This is a genomic window from Malaciobacter mytili LMG 24559, assembly GCF_003346775.1.
GTDB classification, from domain to species: domain Bacteria; phylum Campylobacterota; class Campylobacteria; order Campylobacterales; family Arcobacteraceae; genus Malaciobacter; species Malaciobacter mytili.
Map to the genome: position 1 here is coordinate 819,988 of NZ_CP031219.1, position 20,990 is coordinate 840,977.

Sequence of the window (20,990 nt, forward strand, 5' to 3'; positions counted from 1 at the left end):
TTTCCTTTTAGAATTTCGTGATTATATCTAAAAAAAAATTAAGAGATATTTAATAAAATAGATTTAACTAACTGCCCATTCAAAAAATGGAGAAACTTCTATATCAATATTTGCTAGTTTAAACTTTTCATTGTAACCAACAGTAACAATATCTACCTTTTCTATTTGCAATTCATGTATAACTTTTTGCAATTTTTTAGAAATTGATGTTTTTAATAAGGGATTAAAAAAAGGAATAGATAAAACTAAATAATTTTCTTCTTTTATATAAAAGTCAATAGTGTCTAAATAATAAATTTCTTGATAATTAACTTCAAGTTGTAAAAATACCATATTTGTAAACTCATTTTTAAACTTCTTTGAGTGAGTTATTGCATTTAAAAAGGCATGGTTATATGAATAGATTTTTTTTACTGCTTTTTCTTGATTATATTTTGGTAAAAAATATACTAATCCAGAATTTTCAAAAATTTTACATACTTCATAAAATTTATCTTTTGAAATTTTAATTCTACTTTTCAAAGTATTAAATAACTGAAAAAGTGATTTTTTTTCATCAATATTTAAAAATAGGATTTTTATAATTTGTTCATAAGTTGAGTCTTTTGCATAAAGTCTTAAAATCTCTTGCAGTCTTCTTTCTTTATTATGTTCTTCTAAATTAACAACTCCAGGCATATTTCCATATTTTAGAAAAGTATTAAAAGCCTGAGTTGCTGTGTGAAACTTATTTTCATGCAATAAATACTCTTCAAAATCTAAAGCTTTAACTTGCAATTTTTCAAAGCCATCAATTTCAATATAATTATGAGTAGAGATTATTATACTTTCACAATTTGGAATTTCAAAAGAAAAATCAAAGTTTTCCAAAACTAAAACTTTGATATTTTTTTGTTTTATAAAGCTATTTAGATTTTGTTTTATCTCTTCTAAATCATTTCTAAAGTCATTAAAATCAATATATATATAGTCTTTTGTATCAAAAGCAGCTAAATAATCATATATAAGGTAAGTCTTTCCACATTTAGGAGCTCCATAAACTAATGTTTTACTCTCTTGTATTTTAACTTTTCTTTCAATAAAATTGATTTTTGAAAAGTCTAATTCATAACAAACTTCTAAGGTTTTCATTTTCTTGCATTTATAAGTTCAATTGCTTCTTTTACTGCATTTATATAGCTTTTTTTATTTACATTTGCACTTTTATAAGCTATATCAAAAGCAGTTCCATGATCAACTGAAGTTCTAATAATTGGAAGATTTAAACTTACATTTATACTTTCATCAAAATATAAAGCTTTTAAAGGAGCTAAACCTTGGTCATGGTACATACACACAAAATATTTACAAGTTTTTCTATTTGCTTTTGAAAAAGCAGTATCAGGAACAACAGGCCCTTTAAAAATCTCTTTATCTAAAAGTTTATTTGCACTTTTAATAGCTTTAAAAATTTCTACTTCCTCATCTCCTAAAACTCCATTATCACTTGCATGGGGATTTAAACCTAAAACTTGAATATAAGAGGCTTTTACACTTTTATAAAAATCACATAAAAATTCAGTTAAGTCTTTTTCATTGATTTTTTTAGGAACTTTTTTTAAAGCACAATGTTCTGTAAAAAGAGCAACAAACATCTTTTTGCATCCTAGCATCATAATTGCATTTTTAGCAAAATAGTCCCTTAGAACTTCTGTATGACCTTTATATAGGATATTTGCTTTATTCCATGATTCTTTATTTATAGGAAGTGTAACAACAGCTTGTGCTTCATTATTTTTTGTAAGATTTATTGCATCAATAAAAGATTCATATGCAAATTTACCACTTTTTTTAGAAACTTGACCTGGCTTTATTTCAAAATCACCTTTTGTTTTAAAAGTTTCAAAATCTTTTGGTACTTCCATATCTAAAAGTTTTGAAGCCTTTTTTAACATTTTATTATTTATACAATAAATAGGATTGCAAAGTTTTTTTATCTTATCATGGCTTTGTAATGCTATTTGAATACCAATACCATTTAAATCCCCAATTGAAATAGCAATAGTTGGTTTCATTTAATTAACTCTTTCATATCTAAAATTGCTTGGTAAAGTCCTGTATATACTGATCTTGCAATAATGCTTTGTCCTATATTTAACTCTTGTATAGTTTTTATAGAACTAATCATTGTTACATTTTGATAATTAAGTCCATGTCCTGCTGCAACTTTTAAATTTAATTCATTTGCATATTTTGAAGCTTTTTTTATCTCTTTTTTTGAATTATCTAATAGAGTTTTTAATTGTGTTCTTGGTAGTTCTAACTCTTTAATACTATGATGAGTATTACTTAAGTTTCCATATAACATTGCATAAATATTTGCAAAAGTTCCTGTATGAAGTTCTATCCATTGTACTTTTAAATTTGAACTAAGTTCAATCATCTCTTTATTTGGGTCAATAAAAAGAGAAACTTCAATCTCATTTTTATGAAGTTTTTCAACAGCTTTTTTAATTTGTTCATAATTTGATTTTACATCAAGTCCACCTTCTGTTGTAACTTCTTGTCTATTTTCAGGAACAAGTGTAGCTCTTTGTGGCTTTAAATTACAAACTATATCAATAATCTCATCATTAATTGAACACTCTAAGTTTACAGGTAAAGTTGAGTTTTTTATAATCTTTTCTGCATCTTCATCATGAATATGTCTTCTATCTTCTCTTAAATGAATAGTAATTTGATCTGCATTTGCAAGTTTACAAATACCTAATGCATCTAAAGGGTTTGGGTCATTTATTTTTCTAGCTTCTCTTAATACGGCAATATGGTCAATATTTACGCCAAGTAACATGATAAATCCTTTTAATGTCTTTTTGTAATATTATCTAAAACTTATTAAATTAATACTAGTAAGTTCGTATTTTTAAGTTAAGAAAAGATAGTCTTATGATAATAGTAATTATTTTTATAAATATAAAAGGTTTAAATAAAAATAAAATAATTATCAATATTATGTATATGCTAAAAGAAATATTTATATTGTTAGAAGTATTTTTTAATAAAAAATCTCTTTAATCTATTTTTGTTTATAATATGGAAAAGTTATTAAGTTGGAATAATAATGAAATCTTTTTATAAACTAAAAAAATATCTTATTTATTTTGCTATTTTAATAGGTTCAATTATTTTCTTAACATCTGTATATTTATTTTTCCCAAAATCTTTAGAAAGTATTGATAATCGTTTACGAGATTTTATGTTTATTATAAGAGGTGAAATTCCAACTTCAAATAATATTGTAATTGTAGATATTGATGAGAAGTCTTTAAAACAATTAGGTCAATGGCCTTGGAGTAGGGATATTCTTGCAAAACTTTTGCAGACTCTTACTTTAAATGAAGTTGCAGCAATAGGTTTTGATATTGTTTTTGCTGAAGAGGATAGAACAAGTCCAAAAAAACTTTTTGAAAAGTATAATATTAAAACTGATAATAATATAGATTTTGATGAAATTTTTGCAAATGCTATAAGCTCCTCTCCTGTTATTCTAGGCTATCAATTTCAATTATTAAATAGTGCTTTTTTACAAAAAGATAATACTCCAAGTTTACCTGCAATTTTTATAGAAAAAAATAGAAATTTAGAAATGGATTATGTATTTAATGCAAAAGGTGTTATTTTAAATATACCTATTATTCAAAATAGTGCTTATTCTAGTGGCTTTTTTAACTCAATTCCTGATGATACAGGTGTAATTAGGTCTGTTCCTTTGATTTTAAGATATGAAGAACAGATTTATTCTTCATTAGCTTTAGAACTTTTAAGAGCTTTATACCAAGAACAAAAAGTACTTATAAATTATGATAATTTAGGTGTACAAAATATCTCTTTTTCACAACTTTCTATTCCTACAGATAGATATGGAAGATTAATGGTAAATTTTAGAGGAGATAGGGGAACTTTCCCTTATCTTTCAGTTATTGATATTTTAAATAATAATTTTAAAAAAGAAGAGTTAAAAGATAAAATAATTTTAATAGGGACAAGTGCTGCTGGATTATTAGACTTAAGAGCTACTCCCTATGGGGCTGCCTATCCAGGGGTAGAAGTTCATGCAAATGTAATAGATAATATAATAACTCAAGATTTTTTACAAAAGCCTTATTGGATAGAGGGGGCTGATACTTTACATATGATTTTATTGCTTATATTAGTTTTTATAGTTTTAATTAGCAGTAATATCTACTTAATACCTTTTTTTATTTTAGGTTTTTTTCTACTTGATTTTTGGTTTTTATATGAAATGCTTTTTTCAAAAGGATATATTTTAAATATATTCTTTCCTTTATTCTCAATTGCAATAGGAAGTACAATTGCTGTTTTAATAAACTACTTTTTTGAAATAAAACAAGCAAATTTGATAAAAAATAAATTTTCTTCAAAGGTTTCAAGCAAAGTAATGGAAGATTTATTGAAAAATGAATCTAAAACTTTACAATCTCAAGCAAAAGAAATAACTGTATTTTTCTCTGATATTAGAAGTTTTACTACTATTTCAGAAGAGATGGATAGTGCAAATAGTTTAGTTACTTACTTAAATAATTATATGGAGCCAATGAGTGAGATAATTATGAAAAATGAGGGCACTATTGATAAGTTTATTGGTGATGCAATTATGGCTTATTGGAATGCTCCAAGTGAGGTTAAAAATCATGCAGATAAAGCAGTAAAAGCATCCCTTGAACAGCTTAAATATTTAAAAATATTAAATGAAAGGCTAAAAGAAAATAATTTACCTTTAATTGAAATTGGAATAGGGTTAAATACTGGTATTGCAGTAGTGGGAGAAATGGGAAGTAAAGGAAGAAGTGATTATACAGTAATAGGTGATCCAATTAATCTAGGTTCAAGATTAGAATCTTTATGTAAATATTATGATTCAAAATTAAATATTTCTAATTTTACAAAAGAAAAATTAAAAGAAGAGTATATTTTTAGATTTTTGGATTTGGTAAAAGTAAAAGGAAAATCAAAACCCGTAGAGATATGGCAAGTAATTGATTTTGGAAAAGCAAATAAAACTTTACAAAAAGAGTTAGAAACTTATAATCTTGCAATAAAATTATATAAAGAAGAAAAATTTACTGAGGCTTTAAAAATATTTGAAAGTTTAGATAATAATGAAAATAAAACAAATAAAAATATCTATAAGATTTATATACAAAGGTGTGAATATTATATAAAAACTCCACCAAAAAACTTTGATGGAGTATTTACTCATAATGAAAAATAGGAGTTATTTAGAAGCTTTAAATACTCCTGCATAATCATATCCTGCTTCATTAAAATTAAACTTTCCTCCAACAGATTTTGCATTTTCTCCATAAAACTTACCTTCTCCACCACCTGTTGCTGTACCAGTTGCATTAAAATTAAAGCCACTTGTTGATAAATTACCTGCAACATTAATTGTTGTTCCTGCTAAGTCAAAAGAACCACTTAATGATTTTGCACCAAAATTCATATTTAAAGAAACTGTTGAAGTTGTTGCATCAAAATTGTTTGAGCCATATCCTAAAGCATAGCCATTATAAGTTGCCAAAGCACTGCTATTAATTAAATTTTGTATTTCAGATAGTTTTGTTTGTGTCCCTAATATCCAATATCCACCAAAATAATAATAGTCATTTCCCATTGCCATAGCATTCCACTCACCCCATTGTACATCATCATCAGTATTATATGTTCCATCTGCTTTATCTGGTTTAGATGAATAAGAACTACTAGTTAAAAAAAAGTTTGTATCTGAATTATATTTTGAACCACTTAATAAAGTTAAAGTTCCACTATAAACTCCATCATTTTCAAAATTTGATAAAAGATTTTCCATTTGAAGATTTAAATTTACATCTCCATTTGTGTCTGTTATTGTTGTTTTATTATCTTCAAGAACTCCAGAAGAAATATTTGTTGTAAAGACATTATATCCTGTGATTTTAGTAGTTTCATTTGTTGTTTTTGGTAAAGAGTTCAATTCATCATAATTCTCTTTTTCATTTACTTCTTGTGTTGTTACTTCTTGTGTTTGTTCATTTTGCTCAATATTTGTAGTAGGAGTTTCTTTTAAATCAAAACCAAACTCTGATAATAGTTTTTCAGTCTCTTCAGTTGATAAGAATTTTGTGTTTTCATCAGTTTCTAAGATAGAAGTAGTATCAAACTTTTTGATTTGTATAGGTTCATTTGCTTTTAGTTCAATATACTCTCCTGCATTGATTATTATTACTTCATTAGTTAATAAAGAAACTATTTCAATAGTTCCTTCTGTACAAAAAATAATTTCTCTATTTTCTTGAATATTACTTAAAATTTGAGTTCCTCTAATACCAATTGAAGAGTTTTTTGATTTAAGCTTAAATTTTTCTGGGGCAAGTTTTCCTATTTTTCCAGTTATTGTTCTAAAAGTTCCTTGTATTAGACCAAATTGTGCTTTATATTCTTTATTTTTTTCATCAAAAATATAATCATTGATTTTAAATGTAGAATTTTTACCAATAGTGATTATTGTATTATCTTTAAAAATAAGTTGAACTTTAGTATTTTGTTTAGTTTCAATTTCATCATTTTTAAAAATATCTGAATCTTTTTCTAGTTTTAGTTTTACAGTATCTCTAATAATTAAAGCTTCCCCTGTAATTGCCACAACTTTTGCCACATTTGCAAATAAAAAAGTTGTAAAAAATAAGCATATAATCAATATTTTTTTCATAGTCTAAATCTCCAAATATAGTTTAGATAAACAGCATCTCTTTTATACTCATAAGCTTCTTGATTTGAGTTATTTTTAGTTTTTGTATATGATAAAGTTAAAAAGTCTTTTTTATCTATTATTTTTGTAAGTCCAATATAAAATTGGTTATTATAATCTTTTCTTACATTATTAAAAAATAAGTCTTTTTCTTTATACTCGATTTGTTTATGTTGGAATTTTAGATTTAAAACTAAAGTTGATTGTATATCATATGAATAATAAAATAAATGTGTATAACTATTTTTATCTATATCACTTCTTTGTCCTAAATCTTTATGGTCCTTATCTATTATATATTCATAAGTAAAATCTTTATATTTTATATTTGCACCAATTAGTTTTTTTGAATAGTTTTTTTCTCTATCTATTTTATGTTTATAATGAAATTCTTGAAAAGAAGAATAAATAGAAAATATTGTATCTTTATTGATAAGTTTTTTATATTTTGGAGTAATTAAGTAAGTATCAAAATCAGCTTTATCTCCTGTTAAAATCTTATCAAATCCAAATTCCAAAGAGTATTCACTATTTGTTTTATTATCATTATAAAATAAAGTTGGTCTATAAGAAAAATAAGTAAAATTATATTTATCATCTTCAACTTGATTTTTATAAAAAAATGTTCCACTATGCTTTAAAGTAAAAGGTAAATCTTTTGAAATTGAATGTAGATGATTTATCTGAAAAAGAGAAGTATAAGAAAGACTTGATTTTGCTTTATCCATATTAACTTCAAGATTATTAAATCCTGGTAAATTAAAGGTATCTTGAATTACTCCACTATTTATATTGCTATCATATAAAAATCCAAACCCTAAAGTAATAAAAGTAGAATTAAGCTCTTTATTATTTTGAGCTAATTTTATATATTCTTGTATATTTTTTCTTACATTTTGTGGAATAGGGTACTTAAGTACTTCTAAAAACTCTTTTTTAGCCTCTTCTTTAAAACCTAAAATTAATAGAACTCTTGCATATTCCAATCTTGCTCGATGAAAATCAGGTTTTTTTATAAGAACTCTTTCAAAAGCTGCACTAGCATCATCATAAAGTTTTAACTTTAAAGCACTCATTCCTAGATAAAAGTTAATATCAACATTATCACTATATTTTAAAAATAACTTATTAAACTTTTCATAAGCACTTATATAATTACCTAACTTATATTGGGAAGAAGCAAAAATAAACTCATTTGAAGTAGTTATATATTCATTATTTTTTAACTCTTTAGCATATATATTAAAAAATATAATAAATACAAAAAAGATATATTTTCTCATAGATGTGTCCCTATGGTGGTTTAAAATATTATTTTTGCAAATTTTTTATAAGTTTAAGTTTAAAATAAGTTTAAATAATAAATTATTTGAAAATATAATTTTTTATCGCAACATTAAAATGTTACGATAAATCTTTTAGTGTTGCAATATTTGCAGCAAGTTTATTATGAACTTCTAAGTATTCAAGTTCATCAATAGAGTCAGCAACTACTCCAGCACCAGCTTGGAATACTACTTTATCTTTAGTAAGAAGAGTTGTTCTAATAGTAATTGCACTATCCATATTACCATCAAAACCAAAATAAGCTATACTTCCACTATAAAAGCTTCTTTTAATTCCCTCAAATTGTGCAATTAATTCCATAGCTCTAATTTTAGGAGCACCTGTCATCGTTCCAGCTGTAAAAGTGGCTGCAAATAAATCAAACATATCATATTTGTCATCAATAATTGCTTCCACATCTGATACTATATGCATAACATGTGAATATCTTTCTATTCTCATTAAATCAGTAACTTTAACTGTTCCTGCAAGGGCAACTCTTCCCACATCATTTCTTCCTAAATCTACAAGCATAATATGTTCTGCTCTCTCTTTAGGATCATTTAGTAACTCTTTTTCTAGTTCTAAATCCCTATCTAAAGTTTTACCTCTTTTTCTTGTACCTGCAATTGGTCTTAGTAGTAAATGTCCATCTACTAGTTTTATCATAACTTCAGGAGAACTTCCTGCAATTGAAAAGTTTTCAAACTCTAAAAAATATAAATATGGACTTGGATTTTTACTTCTTAAAGCCCTATAAAAGCTTAAATGATCAACTTTTGCTTTTTGAATAAATCTATTAGACATAAGAATTTGAAAAATATCTCCACTTCTTATCATCTCTTTTGATTTTTTAACCATTTCAAAAAATTGTTCTTTTGTATAGTTAAATTTACCTTCATCTAAAAGTTCTGCTTTTTTTAATGGTGTAAAAGTATAAGGAGTATAAAGTTCTTGCTCAATTCTTTCACACTCCTTTTCACACTCTTTTAAAGAAGTCACCATAACTAATTTAGAAGTCTTATGTGAAAAACCTAAGATTATTTTAGGTCTTATTAAATCAACATCAGCAATATTTAACTGATCTTCTAAATTATTCATTGATTTTTTAAGTGTTGGTTCAAACTCTTTTCCTATATCATAACCAACATTTCCAATAAATCCATCAATTAAGCCAATACCAAGCTCTCTTGATTTATTTTTATAAACTTCTTTATCAAAGTTTTTATAATATTTTTGTAAAAATTTTAAAGGGTTTGAATCAACTTCAGTTACTTCTCCCGCTTCATTTTTATAAAATGATTTATTATCTTTATACCAAACTCTTTCCCTCGCTCCTATAATTATATAAGAGTAGTTCCCATCACTTGAGTTAATTGTACTTTCAAATAAAAAAGTAATCTCATCTTTATAAAGATTTTTTACTTTTTCATAAATAGAAACAGGTGTAAACTGATCTAAAAAAAGCTCTTTTGAAAAAAAATTCATTATTAAATTACCTTAAAATCTTAAAATAAAGGCACTAGAAATATTTAGTTTTCTTTTAATAATTTCCATATTTTTTTCAGCTTCTGCTCTATTTTTATATGGTCCAATTAAAACTTTATTATAAATTTTACCATTGATATTTACTTTATAAATAGTAAAAGCAAATCCATTATTTACAATTTTATCTAAATATTTTTGTGCTGGTTGTTTAGAAAAAGCTCCAACTTGTACAAAAGTTCCCTCTGGTTTAGTTGTAGTTTTAACTACAGGTTTTTTTTCTACTTTTGGTTCTGTTACCACAGGTTTTTTCTTTGGTAAAGTAGTTTGCTCTTTTGCTACTTCTTCTTTTACAGGTTCTACTTTTTTCTCTTCAACAGCTACTTCTTCTTTTATACCAAAAACATCAGGTTTTGCAACAGTTTCTTCTTCAATCTTTTTTTCTTTTTCTTCAATAGATTGAATATTTAACTCTTCTTCTTTTTGCTCCACTTGATTATTTTGTTCTTTTATATTTTTTAATTTTTCATCAATGATTTTTTGATATTGTTCTTCAATATTATCATTTTCTAAAATTTTTTCTTCTTTAGATTTGTTTGTTTCAAATCCACTATCTTCACTTGGAGAATTTAAAAGACGAATAATTACTATTGTTAATAAAAAAAGTATAATTAATACAAGCCCTAAAATAAGGTATTTTTTCTTATTTATTTCATTAGAGTCATTTGAAGTTCCAAGCATAATATCCCCTAATTCTTGATCGGCAATATCAACTTTTACTGCATCCTCTTCAATATTATTTCTTATACTATTTTGAGGTTGAGGATTAAAAGATATTTCCTCTTCCTTTTTTAGTTGAGATAATCTTTGTTCTAATTCTTCAGTCTCTTGTTTTATTTGTACTTTCTTTAAAAAATCTTCGCCTTTGATTTCCATTATTAATCCTTATTTTTAGTAAGTAGATTGAGTATAAATAACAAACTTAGAAGCAAGCTCTTCAAGTTCTTTATTTACTTTTTCTTGAAGTTGCGTATTTTCAATGTCATCTAATACATCACATATTTTATTTGCTATATATTCAAACTCTTTTTCTTTCATCCCTCTTGCTGTTAATGCTGGGCTTCCTATTCTTATACCACTTGTTACAAATGGACTTCTTGTCTCTCCTGGTACTGTATTTTTATTTACTGTTATCCCTGCTTTCCCTAATGCTGCATCTGCATCTTTCCCTGAAAATGGTTTATTTAAAAATGATACTAATACTAAGTGATTATCTGTTCCATTACTTACTAAATCATATCCTCTTTTTACTAGTACTTCTGCTAATACTTTTGCATTTGCTTTTACTTGTTTTGCATACTCTTTCCATTGTGGTTTTAAAACTTCTCCAAATGCTACTGCTTTTGCTGCTATTACATGTACTAATGGTCCACCTTGTAATCCTGGGAAAATTGCACTATTGATTTTTTTTGCTATTTCCTCATCATTTGTCATTATCATCCCACCTCTTGGACCTCTTAATGTCTTATGAGTTGTTGTTGTTACTATATCTGCGTATGGGAATGGGCTTTGGTGCTCTCCTGCTGCTACTAGTCCTGCTACATGTGCTATATCTGCAAATAAAATTGCTCCTACTTCATCTGCTATTTCTTTAAATCTTTTAAAATCTATCTCTCTTGCGTATGCACTTGCTCCACATACTATAATTTTTGGTTGAACTATTTTTGCTATATCTAATACTTTATCATAGTTAATTCTTCCATCAAGTTCTACTCCATAATAGAATGCTTGATAGTTCTTACCTGAAAAAGATGGTTTTGAACCATGTGTTAAGTGTCCTCCATGTGATAAATCCATTCCTAGGATTTTATCTCCTGCACTTAATAATGCTGCATATACTGCACCATTTGCTTGGCTTCCTGAATGTGGTTGTACATTTGCATATTTACATCCAAAGATTTCGCATGCTCTATTGATTGCTAATTGTTCTACTTCATCAGCAAATTCACATCCTCCATAATATCTTTTATATGGATAACCCTCTGCATATTTATTTGTAAAAATAGAACCCATTGCTTGCATTACTGCTGGGCTTGTAAAGTTTTCACTTGCTATCATCTCTAAATGATTTGTTTGTCTTTTTAATTCATTCTCTATGATGGAAAATACTTTTTCATCTGCTTGTGCTAAGTTCTCATTTGATAAAAAACTCATATTATTCTCCTTTTATTCTTCGTCTGCTAATAAATCAATTTCATGTTTAATTGGTTTCATTGCTGGAAATAATAATACATCTCTAATAGAATGCTCATTTGTAAGCATCATTACTAGTCTGTCAATTCCTATTCCTTGACCAGCTGTTGGAGCCATACCATATGATAAAGCATTTACAAAATCTTCATCCATTTCATGTGCTTCATCATCACCTTTATCTTTTGCAGCCATTTGTGCTTCAAATCTTTCTAATTGGTCTAGTGGGTCATTTAACTCACTAAAAGCATTTGCTATTTCTTTTCCAGCAATAAATAGCTCAAATCTATCTGTTAAATGAGGTTTTTCATCATTTCTTCTAGCAAGAGGTGAAATTTCAACTGGATATTCAGTAATAAATGTAGGGTTAATTAATTTATCCTCTACAAAAGCATCAAATAATTCACCTTGTAATTGTCCAAGATTTAGATTCTCATTTGCTTCTAAATTATTTTGTTTTAAATAAGCTAAAATTTTATCTTTATCTTGAGTGATTTCAGCTGGAACACCACCAATAGTTGTAAGCGATTCAATTAATGGAACTTCAGTAAATTTACTAAAATCAATCTCAAATTCACCATAAGGTAAAATATTTGGTAAATCTAAATGCTCAAATAAATACTCAAAATACTCTTTTGTAATAGCAATTAAATCTTTATAAGTTTTATATGCCCAATAAAACTCAATAGAAGTAAATTCAGGATTGTGTGTTGCATCCATACCTTCATTTCTAAAGTTTCTATTGATTTCAAATACAGCTTCAAATCCACCAACAATTAATCTTTTTAAATATAACTCTGGTGCAATTCTTAAGTATCTATCAACCCCTAAAGCATTATGATGAGTAACAAATGGTTTTGCATTTGCTCCACCAGGAATTGGGTGCATCATTGGAGTTTCAACTTCTAAGAAACCTTTATTTTCAAAGAATCTTCTAGTTAATGAGATAACTTTAGATCTAATGTGGAAAGTCTTTCTTACTTGTGAGTTCATAATAAGGTCTAAGTATCTTTGTCTATATCTTAACTCTTTATCTTGAATTCCATGGTATTTCTCTGGAAGTGGAGAGATAGCCTTTGTTAAAATTGAAAGAGAATGAACATGAAGTGATAACTCTCCTTTATTTGTAACAAAAGGGTATCCTGATACTTCAATAATATCTCCAACTTCTACATTCTTCTTAAATACATCATTATAAAAACCTTCTGGAAGGTTATCTCTTGCTACATAAACTTGTAAAATACCACTTTCATCTTCAATTTTTAAAAAGCTTGCTTTTCCCATAAGCCTAAAAAACTTAATTCTTCCAGCAACAGTATAATGTCTATTTTCTTCTCTTTTTTCTTCTTTTTGATAAATATCAGAGTTTACATTTAAATATTTTGAAATTGTTGTATTTCTTTTACTCTCATTTGAATATGGATTTACACCTAACTCTCTTAAATTATTTGCTTTTTCAATTCTTTGTTGTATATATTTATTCTCAAACAAAATTTAAATTCCTTTATCTATTTCTCTTGTGTTGTAGGTTCTACAGGTTTTTCATCTGTAGGAGTATTTGTTACATTATCTAATACTTCTTTAGTTGCTTCTTGCACTTCTTGTGTAACTTTTTCTTCAATAGCTTTATTTAATGTTTCTTTTGTAGTATTTACCACAGAATCAACACTTTTTTCAATATTTTTTGTAACCTCAGTTGTATCTAGTTTTATAATATATCCACCAACATCAACTAAGTAAGGAAAAGTCATTGAAGTTCCAATTTTTTCATCGATTACAGATTTAAATGATTGTACTTGATATAAAGCATATATAATAACAGAGAAGATTAAAAAGATTTTTGCACTACCAAATAAGAATCCTAAGATTCTATTTATTACACCTAAGCCACTTAAATCAGAGATTTTATTTAAGATAAGTCCAATAAAATAGACAATAACCCAAAATCCAACAAGTGTAACAATAAAACCAATAAGTTTTATAGTAGCTTCATTTTCTAGTGCTAAAATAGGCTTAACTAAATTACCAATATCAAGTGAATATCTAGAAGCAATAAAGATTCCACCAATAATCCCAATAATCCCAAAAACCTCTTTAATAAACCCTCTAAAAAGACCCTTTAGACCTAATATCAGGGTAATACCAATTACAGCCATATCAAAATATGTAAACTCTTGCAACTTAGTTCCTTTATAAATAATGAGTATTATAACTAAGTTTTTCCAAATAGAAGTTTAAAAAGAAGAAGACTAAAGGCTTTGCACTTTTTCTAAAGATATTTAAAAAGGCAAAATTTAGTTAAAATCTATAATTATATTTGCACCTTTATACTCTTTATTATTATGTATAAAAGTACAATTTTTTACATCAATTTTAAAATTCATATGTTTTATTAATAATTCTTGCACCATATAAAGTCCTAAACCTATACCAAAAGCTTGATGTTTTGTTGTAAAATAAGGCTCTAAAACTTTTGAAAGATGCTCTTGTTCTATGCCATTTGCTGAGTCTTTAATACTTAAAACTTTATTATTTAATTCTATAAAAATATATCTATCTTTTAGCTCTTTTTTTTCTATTAAAGCATAAATGGCATTGTCTAAAATATTTATTATAGCTTGCTGAAATTCAACTTTATACCCATCTATTTCAAAATCAAAATCATAAGTGAAATCTACTTTTATATTTGTTTCTTCAAAAGTGGCACTTAAAAATTTTAAAGAGTTTTGAATAGCTTTTACAAGGGAGAAAATTGTATGATTTTTTTCTTCAATAAAAAAGTTTGTAAAATTATCTATTGTTTTTGAAAGTTTTTTTGTGTTATTTAGTATTGTTTTGCAAGAAATATCAAAGTCTTCATCACTTAAAATTCCCATTTCTTTTTGGATTTGAATACCACTTGTTGCTGTACTAATTGTACTTAAAGGTTGTCTCCATTGATGGGCAATATTTTTTAAAGTATCTGCAATTGCTGTAATTTTTGCTTGTTGGAAAAGAAGTCTATCTTTTTCTTTACTTTTTTCTATTTCTTCATTTATTCTAAGTTCTAAAGTCTCATTTAATTTTTTTAGCTCTATTGTTTTTTTATTTACTAAAAGTTCTAAATTGTTATTTAAAAATTCTAATTCTTCTTTTTGTTTAATCTCTAATGTAATATCAGTTAAAGTTACAATTATAAAATTATCAACTTCTCCTTTAGAGACTTTAAGTGAAAAATGTTTGATATTATTTTTATGATTATACATAGCAACTTTAAAACTTTTTTGTGGCTTTGAAAGTACATGTTGAGCCCAATTTTTTCCATTGTAATCTTTATCTATAATATAATCTTTTGTATGCATATCAACAAAAGCTGTACAAACACAAGTATATTTTCTTCTAAACTCACTTAGTGTTTTTGTATCCTTGAAAAATTTAAGAAGTTGTTTATTTGCATTTATAATTCTTTCACCATTTGTTATTACAATAATATTTGATTGAGAATCTAAAATTGATTGTTTTTTATTCTCTTGTATTTTTAATTGCAAGATATGTTTTTTTAATCTAACATTTAATCTTGAAATATTTTTTGAATCAATATTATAAACATAAAAAGTAAAGATAAAAATCAAAATAATTAAAGCAATAATTATTAGCATAATCATTTGCTTTTTGTATGCTTGAATAGCTTCTGTATCAATATCTGATTCTTTTATAAAAGTTACAATACTTCCTAAGTTTTCATCTTCGTTATTTTTTAGAATATATGAATTTATTAAATAGTCATTTTCTAAAATATAATTTTTAATATTTAAATATCTAAGAATATTATTATTTTTTAAATATGTTATTAAAGTTTTATTTGCATCTAAATTTGCAATATAATAATCATCTATAAAAGTATTTGTTAAGGAGTGTTGTAATCTAGTTTTATATTTTTTATTTGCAATAATTAAGGCTTCAATTTTATTTTCTTTTAGCTTTTTTGAAATAGAATTAAAGTGTGTAATTACTTCTAATAGACCTAAAAAATCACCATTTGTATCAAAAATTGGAGTTTTTGCTTTTATACTAAGGTCATATTTACCTACACTAATAGAAGTTGTAATTGCTTGTTTTTTTATCATTTTAGACAAATCATTTCTAAAAAGAAGGTTGTCATTTTTCTCTTTACTCCATGATCTATAAATGGAGTTTCCATATTTATCAATTATTTGAATCCAAACATTTTTAAACTCTGTATATTCTTTCATTTGTAAAGAGATTTTTGAATATTCTAAATTTTCATAAGTTTTATTTTTTAAATATGAGTAAAGTCTATCATCTTTTGCTAAAGATAGGGCTATGGTTAAAGTAGCATTTTGTTTATCTTCAATTAAACTTTTTATAAATTTATGAATATTATTTGAGGTATTTAAGTATTTTGAATTTAAAAGATTTTTCTCTTTATTATGAATATATAAGGTCGTAATAATTATTATACTAAGAGCTAGTATAATAAATAATGTAAAAAATTTGTAAAGGTTTTGCTTATATATCATAAAATAATCTTCTATTTCACCTATTAGTTTTTATTATTATATTGAATGTTCACTTTTTATACAATAAAAATATGACACAATAGCAACATAATTAATAAAAATATCAATTGAAAAATTTCACTTAAAATTAATATTTCTGTGATACAATTTCGGCATGATAAAAAGATACCCAACAAAAAAGATTTATGTAGGCAATGTTCCTATTGGTGGAGATGCACCAATTTCCGTTCAGTCTATGACTTATTCTAAGACATCAGATGTACAAGCAACAGTTGAGCAAATAAGAAGATTGCATTTTGCTGGAGCTGATATTGTAAGAGTTGCAGTTCCTGATAAAGAAGCAGCAAATGCTTTAAAGGAGATAAAAAAACAAGTAACTTTACCAATTGTTGCAGATATTCATTTTAACTATAGATTAGCTTTAATTGCAGCAGAGGTTGTTGATTGTATTAGAATAAACCCTGGAAATATCGGAGATAAAAAAAGAGTTGAAGAGGTAGTAAAAGCTTGTAAACAAAGAAATCTACCTATTAGAATTGGAGTTAATTGTGGCTCACTTGAAAAAGAGTTTGAAGATAAATATGGTCAAACTGCCCAAGGGATGATAGCAAGTGCTGATTATAATATAAAATTTTTAGAAGATTTAGATTTTACAGATATTAAAGTATCATTAAAAGCAAGTGATGTTCAAAGAACAGTTGAGGCATATAGAGGATTAAGACCTAAAAACAATTATCCTTTTCATTTAGGAGTTACTGAAGCTGGTACTCAATTTCACTCAACTATAAAATCTTCAATTGCTTTAGGAAGTTTACTTTTAGATGGAATAGGGGATACTTTAAGAGTATCTATGACTGGGGAACTTGAAAAAGAGATTGAAGTGGGTCGTGCTATTTTAAAAGATGCAGGTCTTGTAAAAGAGGGACTTAATATTATTTCTTGCCCAACTTGTGGAAGAATTGAAGCTGATTTAGTAAGTGCAGTTGCTTTAGTAGAAGAAAAAACTAAGCATATAAAAACTCCTTTAAATGTATCTGTAATGGGATGTGTTGTAAATGCCTTAGGTGAAGCTAAAAGTGCCGATGTGGCTATTGCTTATGGTAAAGGAAGTGGACTTATTATAAAAAAAGGTGAAACTATAGCAAAACTTCCTACTGATAAATTACTTGATAGATTTTTACAAGAAGTAGAAGAAGAAGCAAAGAAGAAATAACTCTTCTTCTTTGTTATTAGCAACTATTAGATATAATAAAATCTTTAATTGATTTTGGAGATTTTATGGATAGCGTTTATAGCATAAACATTGAAAGAGCTGTACTAAGCTCAATACTTTTTAACCCTGACGAAATAGAAGAAATTATCTCAATACTTAAACCAAAAGATTTTTACCTTCCTGCACATCAAAAGATTTTTGAAGTTATGATGAATCTTTATAAAGATGATATGCCAATAGATGAAGAGTTTATTAGAAGAAAAGTAAGCTCAAAAGATGTGGATGATTCTATTATAATAGAGATACTTTCAGCAAATCCTATTACAAATACTATGGCTTATGTAAGAGAGATAAAAGATGGAAGTATTAAAAGAGAACTTGCTTCTTTAGCAACTACTATAAAAAAAGTTTCAATAGAAGAAGATATTCCTGCAAATGAAGCTTTAGATACTATTCAAGGTGAACTATATAAAATCTCAACTGATAGTGCCACATCTGAATTAAAAGATATGAATATTATTACTACTGATACTTTAAGTTATATTAAGAAAATGAAAGAGATGGGTAATAAACACCTAATTGGTGAAACAACTGGATTTTTTGATTTAGATAAAAGAACAACTGGATTTAATGCGGGAGATTTAGTAATTATTGCTGCAAGACCTGCTATGGGAAAATGTTTAGGACGTGGAACAAAAGTTTTAATGTATGATGGAACTTTAAAAAATGTTGAAGATATAAAAGTTGGAGATCAACTTATGGGTGATGATTCAACACCTAGAAATGTATTATCTCTTGCAAGAGGTAAAGAACAAATGTATTGGATAAGACAAAATAAAGCAATTGATTATAGAGTAAATGAATCACATATTTTATCTTTAAAAAGAAGTAGAAGTGAAGGCTCACATAAAAATGGAGAAATTTTAAATATTGGTTTAAAAGAGTATTTAGAAAAAAGTGATAAATTTAAAAGTAATTATAAAGGGTACAAAGTTGCAGTTGAGTTTAAAAGTAATGATACCTTAATTGAACCATATTTCTTAGGTTTATGGTTAGGTGATGGTTCAAGTTCAAAAGTTTCCATATATACAAAAGATAGAGAAATTATTGAATATTTAAAAGAATATAGCAATAGATTGAATTTAGATTTAAGAGAATATATAGCTGAAAATAAATGTCCAGAATACTCAATAACTAATAAAAAATCAGTTGATGGAAAAACAGCATTTTCTTTACAAAAACTTTTAAGAGATGAAAAAGTTTTAGAAGATAAACATATTCCTCAAAATTATTTAATAAACTCAAAAGAAAAAAGATTAGAATTACTTGCAGGATTGATTGATAGTGATGGATATTATGATGAGAACTGCAATGGATATGAAATAACTCAAAAAGATAAAAATTTAGCAAAACAGATAAAATATTTGTGCGATACATTAGGCTTTAGAACCTCTTTAACTAAGAAAAAAGCATCTATAAAAGAAATAGATTTTAAATGTTATGTATATAGAGTTAGAATATTTGGAAATATAGATATTATTCCTGTAAAAATTCAAAGAAAAAAAGCAAAAGCATGGGATTGCAATAGAACATGGAATCAAACAGGAATAACAATAGAAAAAGATATTGTAGATGACTATTTTGGTTTTGAAATAGATGGAAATAAGTTATTCTTACTTGAAGATATGACAGTAACTCATAATACTGCTCTTGTATTAAATATGGCTTTAGCAAATGTTGAAGCAAATAAAGGTGTGATTTTCTTCTCTTTAGAGATGCCAGCAGAACAATTAATGTTAAGGATGCTTGCTGCTAAAACTTCAATACCTCTTCAAAATTTAAGAAAAGGTGATATGGATGATGAACAGTGGAGTAATCTTTCAAAAGCAATAGAGGATTTAAATAAAAAAAGACTTTTTGTGGATGATGGGGGAAGTGTAAATATCAACCAATTAAGAGCAAGAGTTAGAAAATTAGCTCAAAATGATGATAATAATATCTCACTAGTAGTAATTGACTACTTACAACTTATGCAAGGTATTGGAAATAAAGATAGACACCAAGAGGTTTCTGATATTTCAAGGGGTCTTAAAATGCTTGCAAGGGAGATGAAAATACCTATTATTGCCCTTTCTCAGTTAAATAGGGGACTTGAAAATAGACCTGATAAAAGACCAATGCTAAGTGATTTAAGAGAGTCTGGAGCTATTGAGCAAGATGCCGATATTATTATGTTTGTATATAGAGATGATGTTTATAAAGAAAGAGAAGAGGCTAGAAAAGAAAAAGAGGCAAAAGATAAGGGTGAAGAGTATAAATCTACTTTTGTTAATAAGCCAGTTGAAGAAGCAGAGATTATTATAGGAAAACAAAGAAATGGACCAATAGGTACAGTAAAACTTGACTTTCATAAACAATATACTAGATTTGTGGATAAGCCAAATAGTAATGAAACACCTATTGAAGTTGTATTTGAAGCTGTTGCTGATGCAAATAAAGAGACAAATATTGATGTACCTATGATACTTTGATTTTATTGAAGTTTAGTTATAATATTAAGTTAAAAAATTGGATAAATTAGGATTTTTATGATAAAAAAATGTTTATTTCCCGCAGCAGGCTATGGAACTAGATTTTTACCTGCTACAAAAGCTACTCCAAAAGAGATGTTACCAGTCCTTACAAAACCACTTATTCAGTATGGAGTAGAAGAAGCAATTGAAGCTGGATGTAATACTATGGCAATAGTAACAGGACGAGGAAAAAGAGCAATAGAAGATCATTTTGATATTTCTTATGAATTAGAACATCAAATAAAAGGTACAAGTAAAGAACACTATTTAACTGAAATTAGAGATGTTATAGAAAAGTGTACTTTTTCTTATACAAGACAAACAGAGATGAAAGGTCTTGGTCATGCAATTTTAACAGGTGAAACACTAATTGGAAATGAACCTTTTGCAGTTATTTTAGCTGATGATTTATGTGATAATACAAGTAGTGGAGTATTGTCTCAAATGGTAAAGTTATATGAAAAATATCAGTGTTGTATTGTAGCTATTGAAGAAGTTCCTAAAGAAGAGACAAATAAATATGGTGTTATTTCAGGAAGAGAGATAGAAGATGGTATTTTTATGATAGATAATATGGTTGAAAAACCAGAACCCCAAGATGCCCCTTCAAATTTAGCGATTATTGGAAGATATATTTTAACTCCTGATATTTTTGAAATTATAAAAGAGACAAAACCTGGAAAAGGTGGAGAGATACAAATTACAGATGCTCTTTTAACACAAGCAAAAAAAGGTATGGTTTTAGGTTTTAAATTTAAAGGCATTAGATTTGATTGTGGAAGTATTGATGGCTTTGTAAAAGCAACAAATTATTTTTATGAAAAAAGTAAATAAAT

At 26.4% G+C, this 20,990-nt stretch carries 15 protein-coding genes; 4 read left to right on the top strand and 11 right to left on the bottom strand.

Annotation, left to right across the window (positions count from 1 at the left end; translation table 11 throughout):
* Nucleotides 1–63 precede the first annotated feature (63 nt).
* The 3 genes from AMYT_RS04230 to AMYT_RS04240 are packed head-to-tail and all read right to left on the bottom strand — an operon-like array spanning nt 64 to nt 2,830.
* Complete coding sequence (locus AMYT_RS04230) at nt 64–1,131, bottom strand: ATP-binding protein (protein WP_114841312.1); 1,068 nt, start codon at nt 1,129–1,131, stop codon at nt 64–66.
* Nucleotides 1,128–2,054: a 4-hydroxythreonine-4-phosphate dehydrogenase gene (pdxA, locus tag AMYT_RS04235; RefSeq protein ID WP_114841313.1), complete on the bottom strand. Its 927-nt coding sequence runs from the start codon at nt 2,052–2,054 to the stop codon at nt 1,128–1,130. Before pdxA ends, AMYT_RS04230 begins: the two co-directional genes overlap by 4 nt.
* Nucleotides 2,051–2,830, bottom strand: a complete 780-nt coding sequence (locus AMYT_RS04240) for a pyridoxine 5'-phosphate synthase (protein WP_114841314.1) — start codon at nt 2,828–2,830, stop codon at nt 2,051–2,053. The genes pdxA and AMYT_RS04240 overlap by 4 nt, the downstream gene beginning before the upstream one ends.
* 270 nt (nt 2,831–3,100) lie before the next feature.
* Here AMYT_RS04240 and AMYT_RS04245 point away from each other — a divergent pair, with 270 nt between their 5' ends.
* Nucleotides 3,101–5,272: a CHASE2 domain-containing protein gene (locus AMYT_RS04245; protein ID WP_114841315.1), complete on the top strand. Its 2,172-nt coding sequence runs from the start codon at nt 3,101–3,103 to the stop codon at nt 5,270–5,272.
* Nucleotides 5,273–5,275: 3 nt separating this feature from the next.
* Here AMYT_RS04245 and AMYT_RS04250 read toward each other — a convergent pair whose 3' ends face one another.
* From AMYT_RS04250 to AMYT_RS04285, 8 genes are all read right to left on the bottom strand, one after another.
* Nucleotides 5,276–6,748, bottom strand: coding sequence for a FecR domain-containing protein (locus AMYT_RS04250; RefSeq protein WP_114841316.1), 1,473 nt, complete (start codon nt 6,746–6,748; stop codon nt 5,276–5,278).
* The gene (locus tag AMYT_RS04255; RefSeq protein WP_114841317.1) at nt 6,745–8,070 is read right to left on the bottom strand and encodes a tetratricopeptide repeat protein; all 1,326 of its coding nucleotides are present in this window, start codon (nt 8,068–8,070) and stop codon (nt 6,745–6,747) included. Before AMYT_RS04255 ends, AMYT_RS04250 begins: the two co-directional genes overlap by 4 nt.
* Before the next feature lie 121 nt (nt 8,071–8,191).
* On the bottom strand, nt 8,192–9,601 hold the full coding sequence (locus tag AMYT_RS04260) for an anthranilate synthase component I family protein (RefSeq protein ID WP_114841318.1): 1,410 nt from the start codon (nt 9,599–9,601) through the stop codon (nt 8,192–8,194).
* Nucleotides 9,602–9,613: 12 nt separating this feature from the next.
* Nucleotides 9,614–10,534: an SPOR domain-containing protein gene (locus AMYT_RS04265; RefSeq protein WP_114841319.1), complete on the bottom strand. Its 921-nt coding sequence runs from the start codon at nt 10,532–10,534 to the stop codon at nt 9,614–9,616.
* 15 nt (nt 10,535–10,549) lie between these two features.
* The gene (locus AMYT_RS04270; RefSeq protein WP_114841320.1) at nt 10,550–11,812 is read right to left on the bottom strand and encodes a serine hydroxymethyltransferase; all 1,263 of its coding nucleotides are present in this window, start codon (nt 11,810–11,812) and stop codon (nt 10,550–10,552) included.
* A 12-nt stretch (nt 11,813–11,824) separates the two neighbouring features.
* The gene (lysS, locus tag AMYT_RS04275) at nt 11,825–13,342 is read right to left on the bottom strand and encodes a lysine--tRNA ligase (RefSeq protein WP_114841321.1); all 1,518 of its coding nucleotides are present in this window, start codon (nt 13,340–13,342) and stop codon (nt 11,825–11,827) included.
* A 14-nt stretch (nt 13,343–13,356) separates the two neighbouring features.
* Nucleotides 13,357–14,028: a CvpA family protein gene (locus AMYT_RS04280; protein ID WP_191287684.1), complete on the bottom strand. Its 672-nt coding sequence runs from the start codon at nt 14,026–14,028 to the stop codon at nt 13,357–13,359.
* A 114-nt stretch (nt 14,029–14,142) separates the two neighbouring features.
* Nucleotides 14,143–16,368 (bottom strand): sensor histidine kinase, encoded by a 2,226-nt coding sequence (locus tag AMYT_RS04285; RefSeq protein ID WP_114841322.1) that lies wholly within the window; start codon nt 16,366–16,368, stop codon nt 14,143–14,145.
* A 154-nt stretch (nt 16,369–16,522) separates the two neighbouring features.
* Between AMYT_RS04285 and ispG the strand changes: the two genes are divergently transcribed.
* The 3 genes from ispG to galU all read left to right on the top strand — a co-directional run bounded on the left by ispG (nt 16,523) and on the right by galU (nt 20,988).
* The gene (gene ispG, locus AMYT_RS04290; RefSeq protein ID WP_114841323.1) at nt 16,523–17,581 is read left to right on the top strand and encodes a flavodoxin-dependent (E)-4-hydroxy-3-methylbut-2-enyl-diphosphate synthase; all 1,059 of its coding nucleotides are present in this window, start codon (nt 16,523–16,525) and stop codon (nt 17,579–17,581) included.
* Between the two features lie 65 nt (nt 17,582–17,646).
* Nucleotides 17,647–20,112, top strand: coding sequence for a replicative DNA helicase (gene dnaB / locus AMYT_RS04295; RefSeq protein WP_114841324.1), 2,466 nt, complete (start codon nt 17,647–17,649; stop codon nt 20,110–20,112).
* Nucleotides 20,113–20,169: 57 nt separating this feature from the next.
* Nucleotides 20,170–20,988, top strand: a complete 819-nt coding sequence (galU, locus tag AMYT_RS04300; RefSeq protein WP_114841325.1) for a UTP--glucose-1-phosphate uridylyltransferase GalU — start codon at nt 20,170–20,172, stop codon at nt 20,986–20,988.
* Nucleotides 20,989–20,990: the final 2 nt, after the last annotated feature.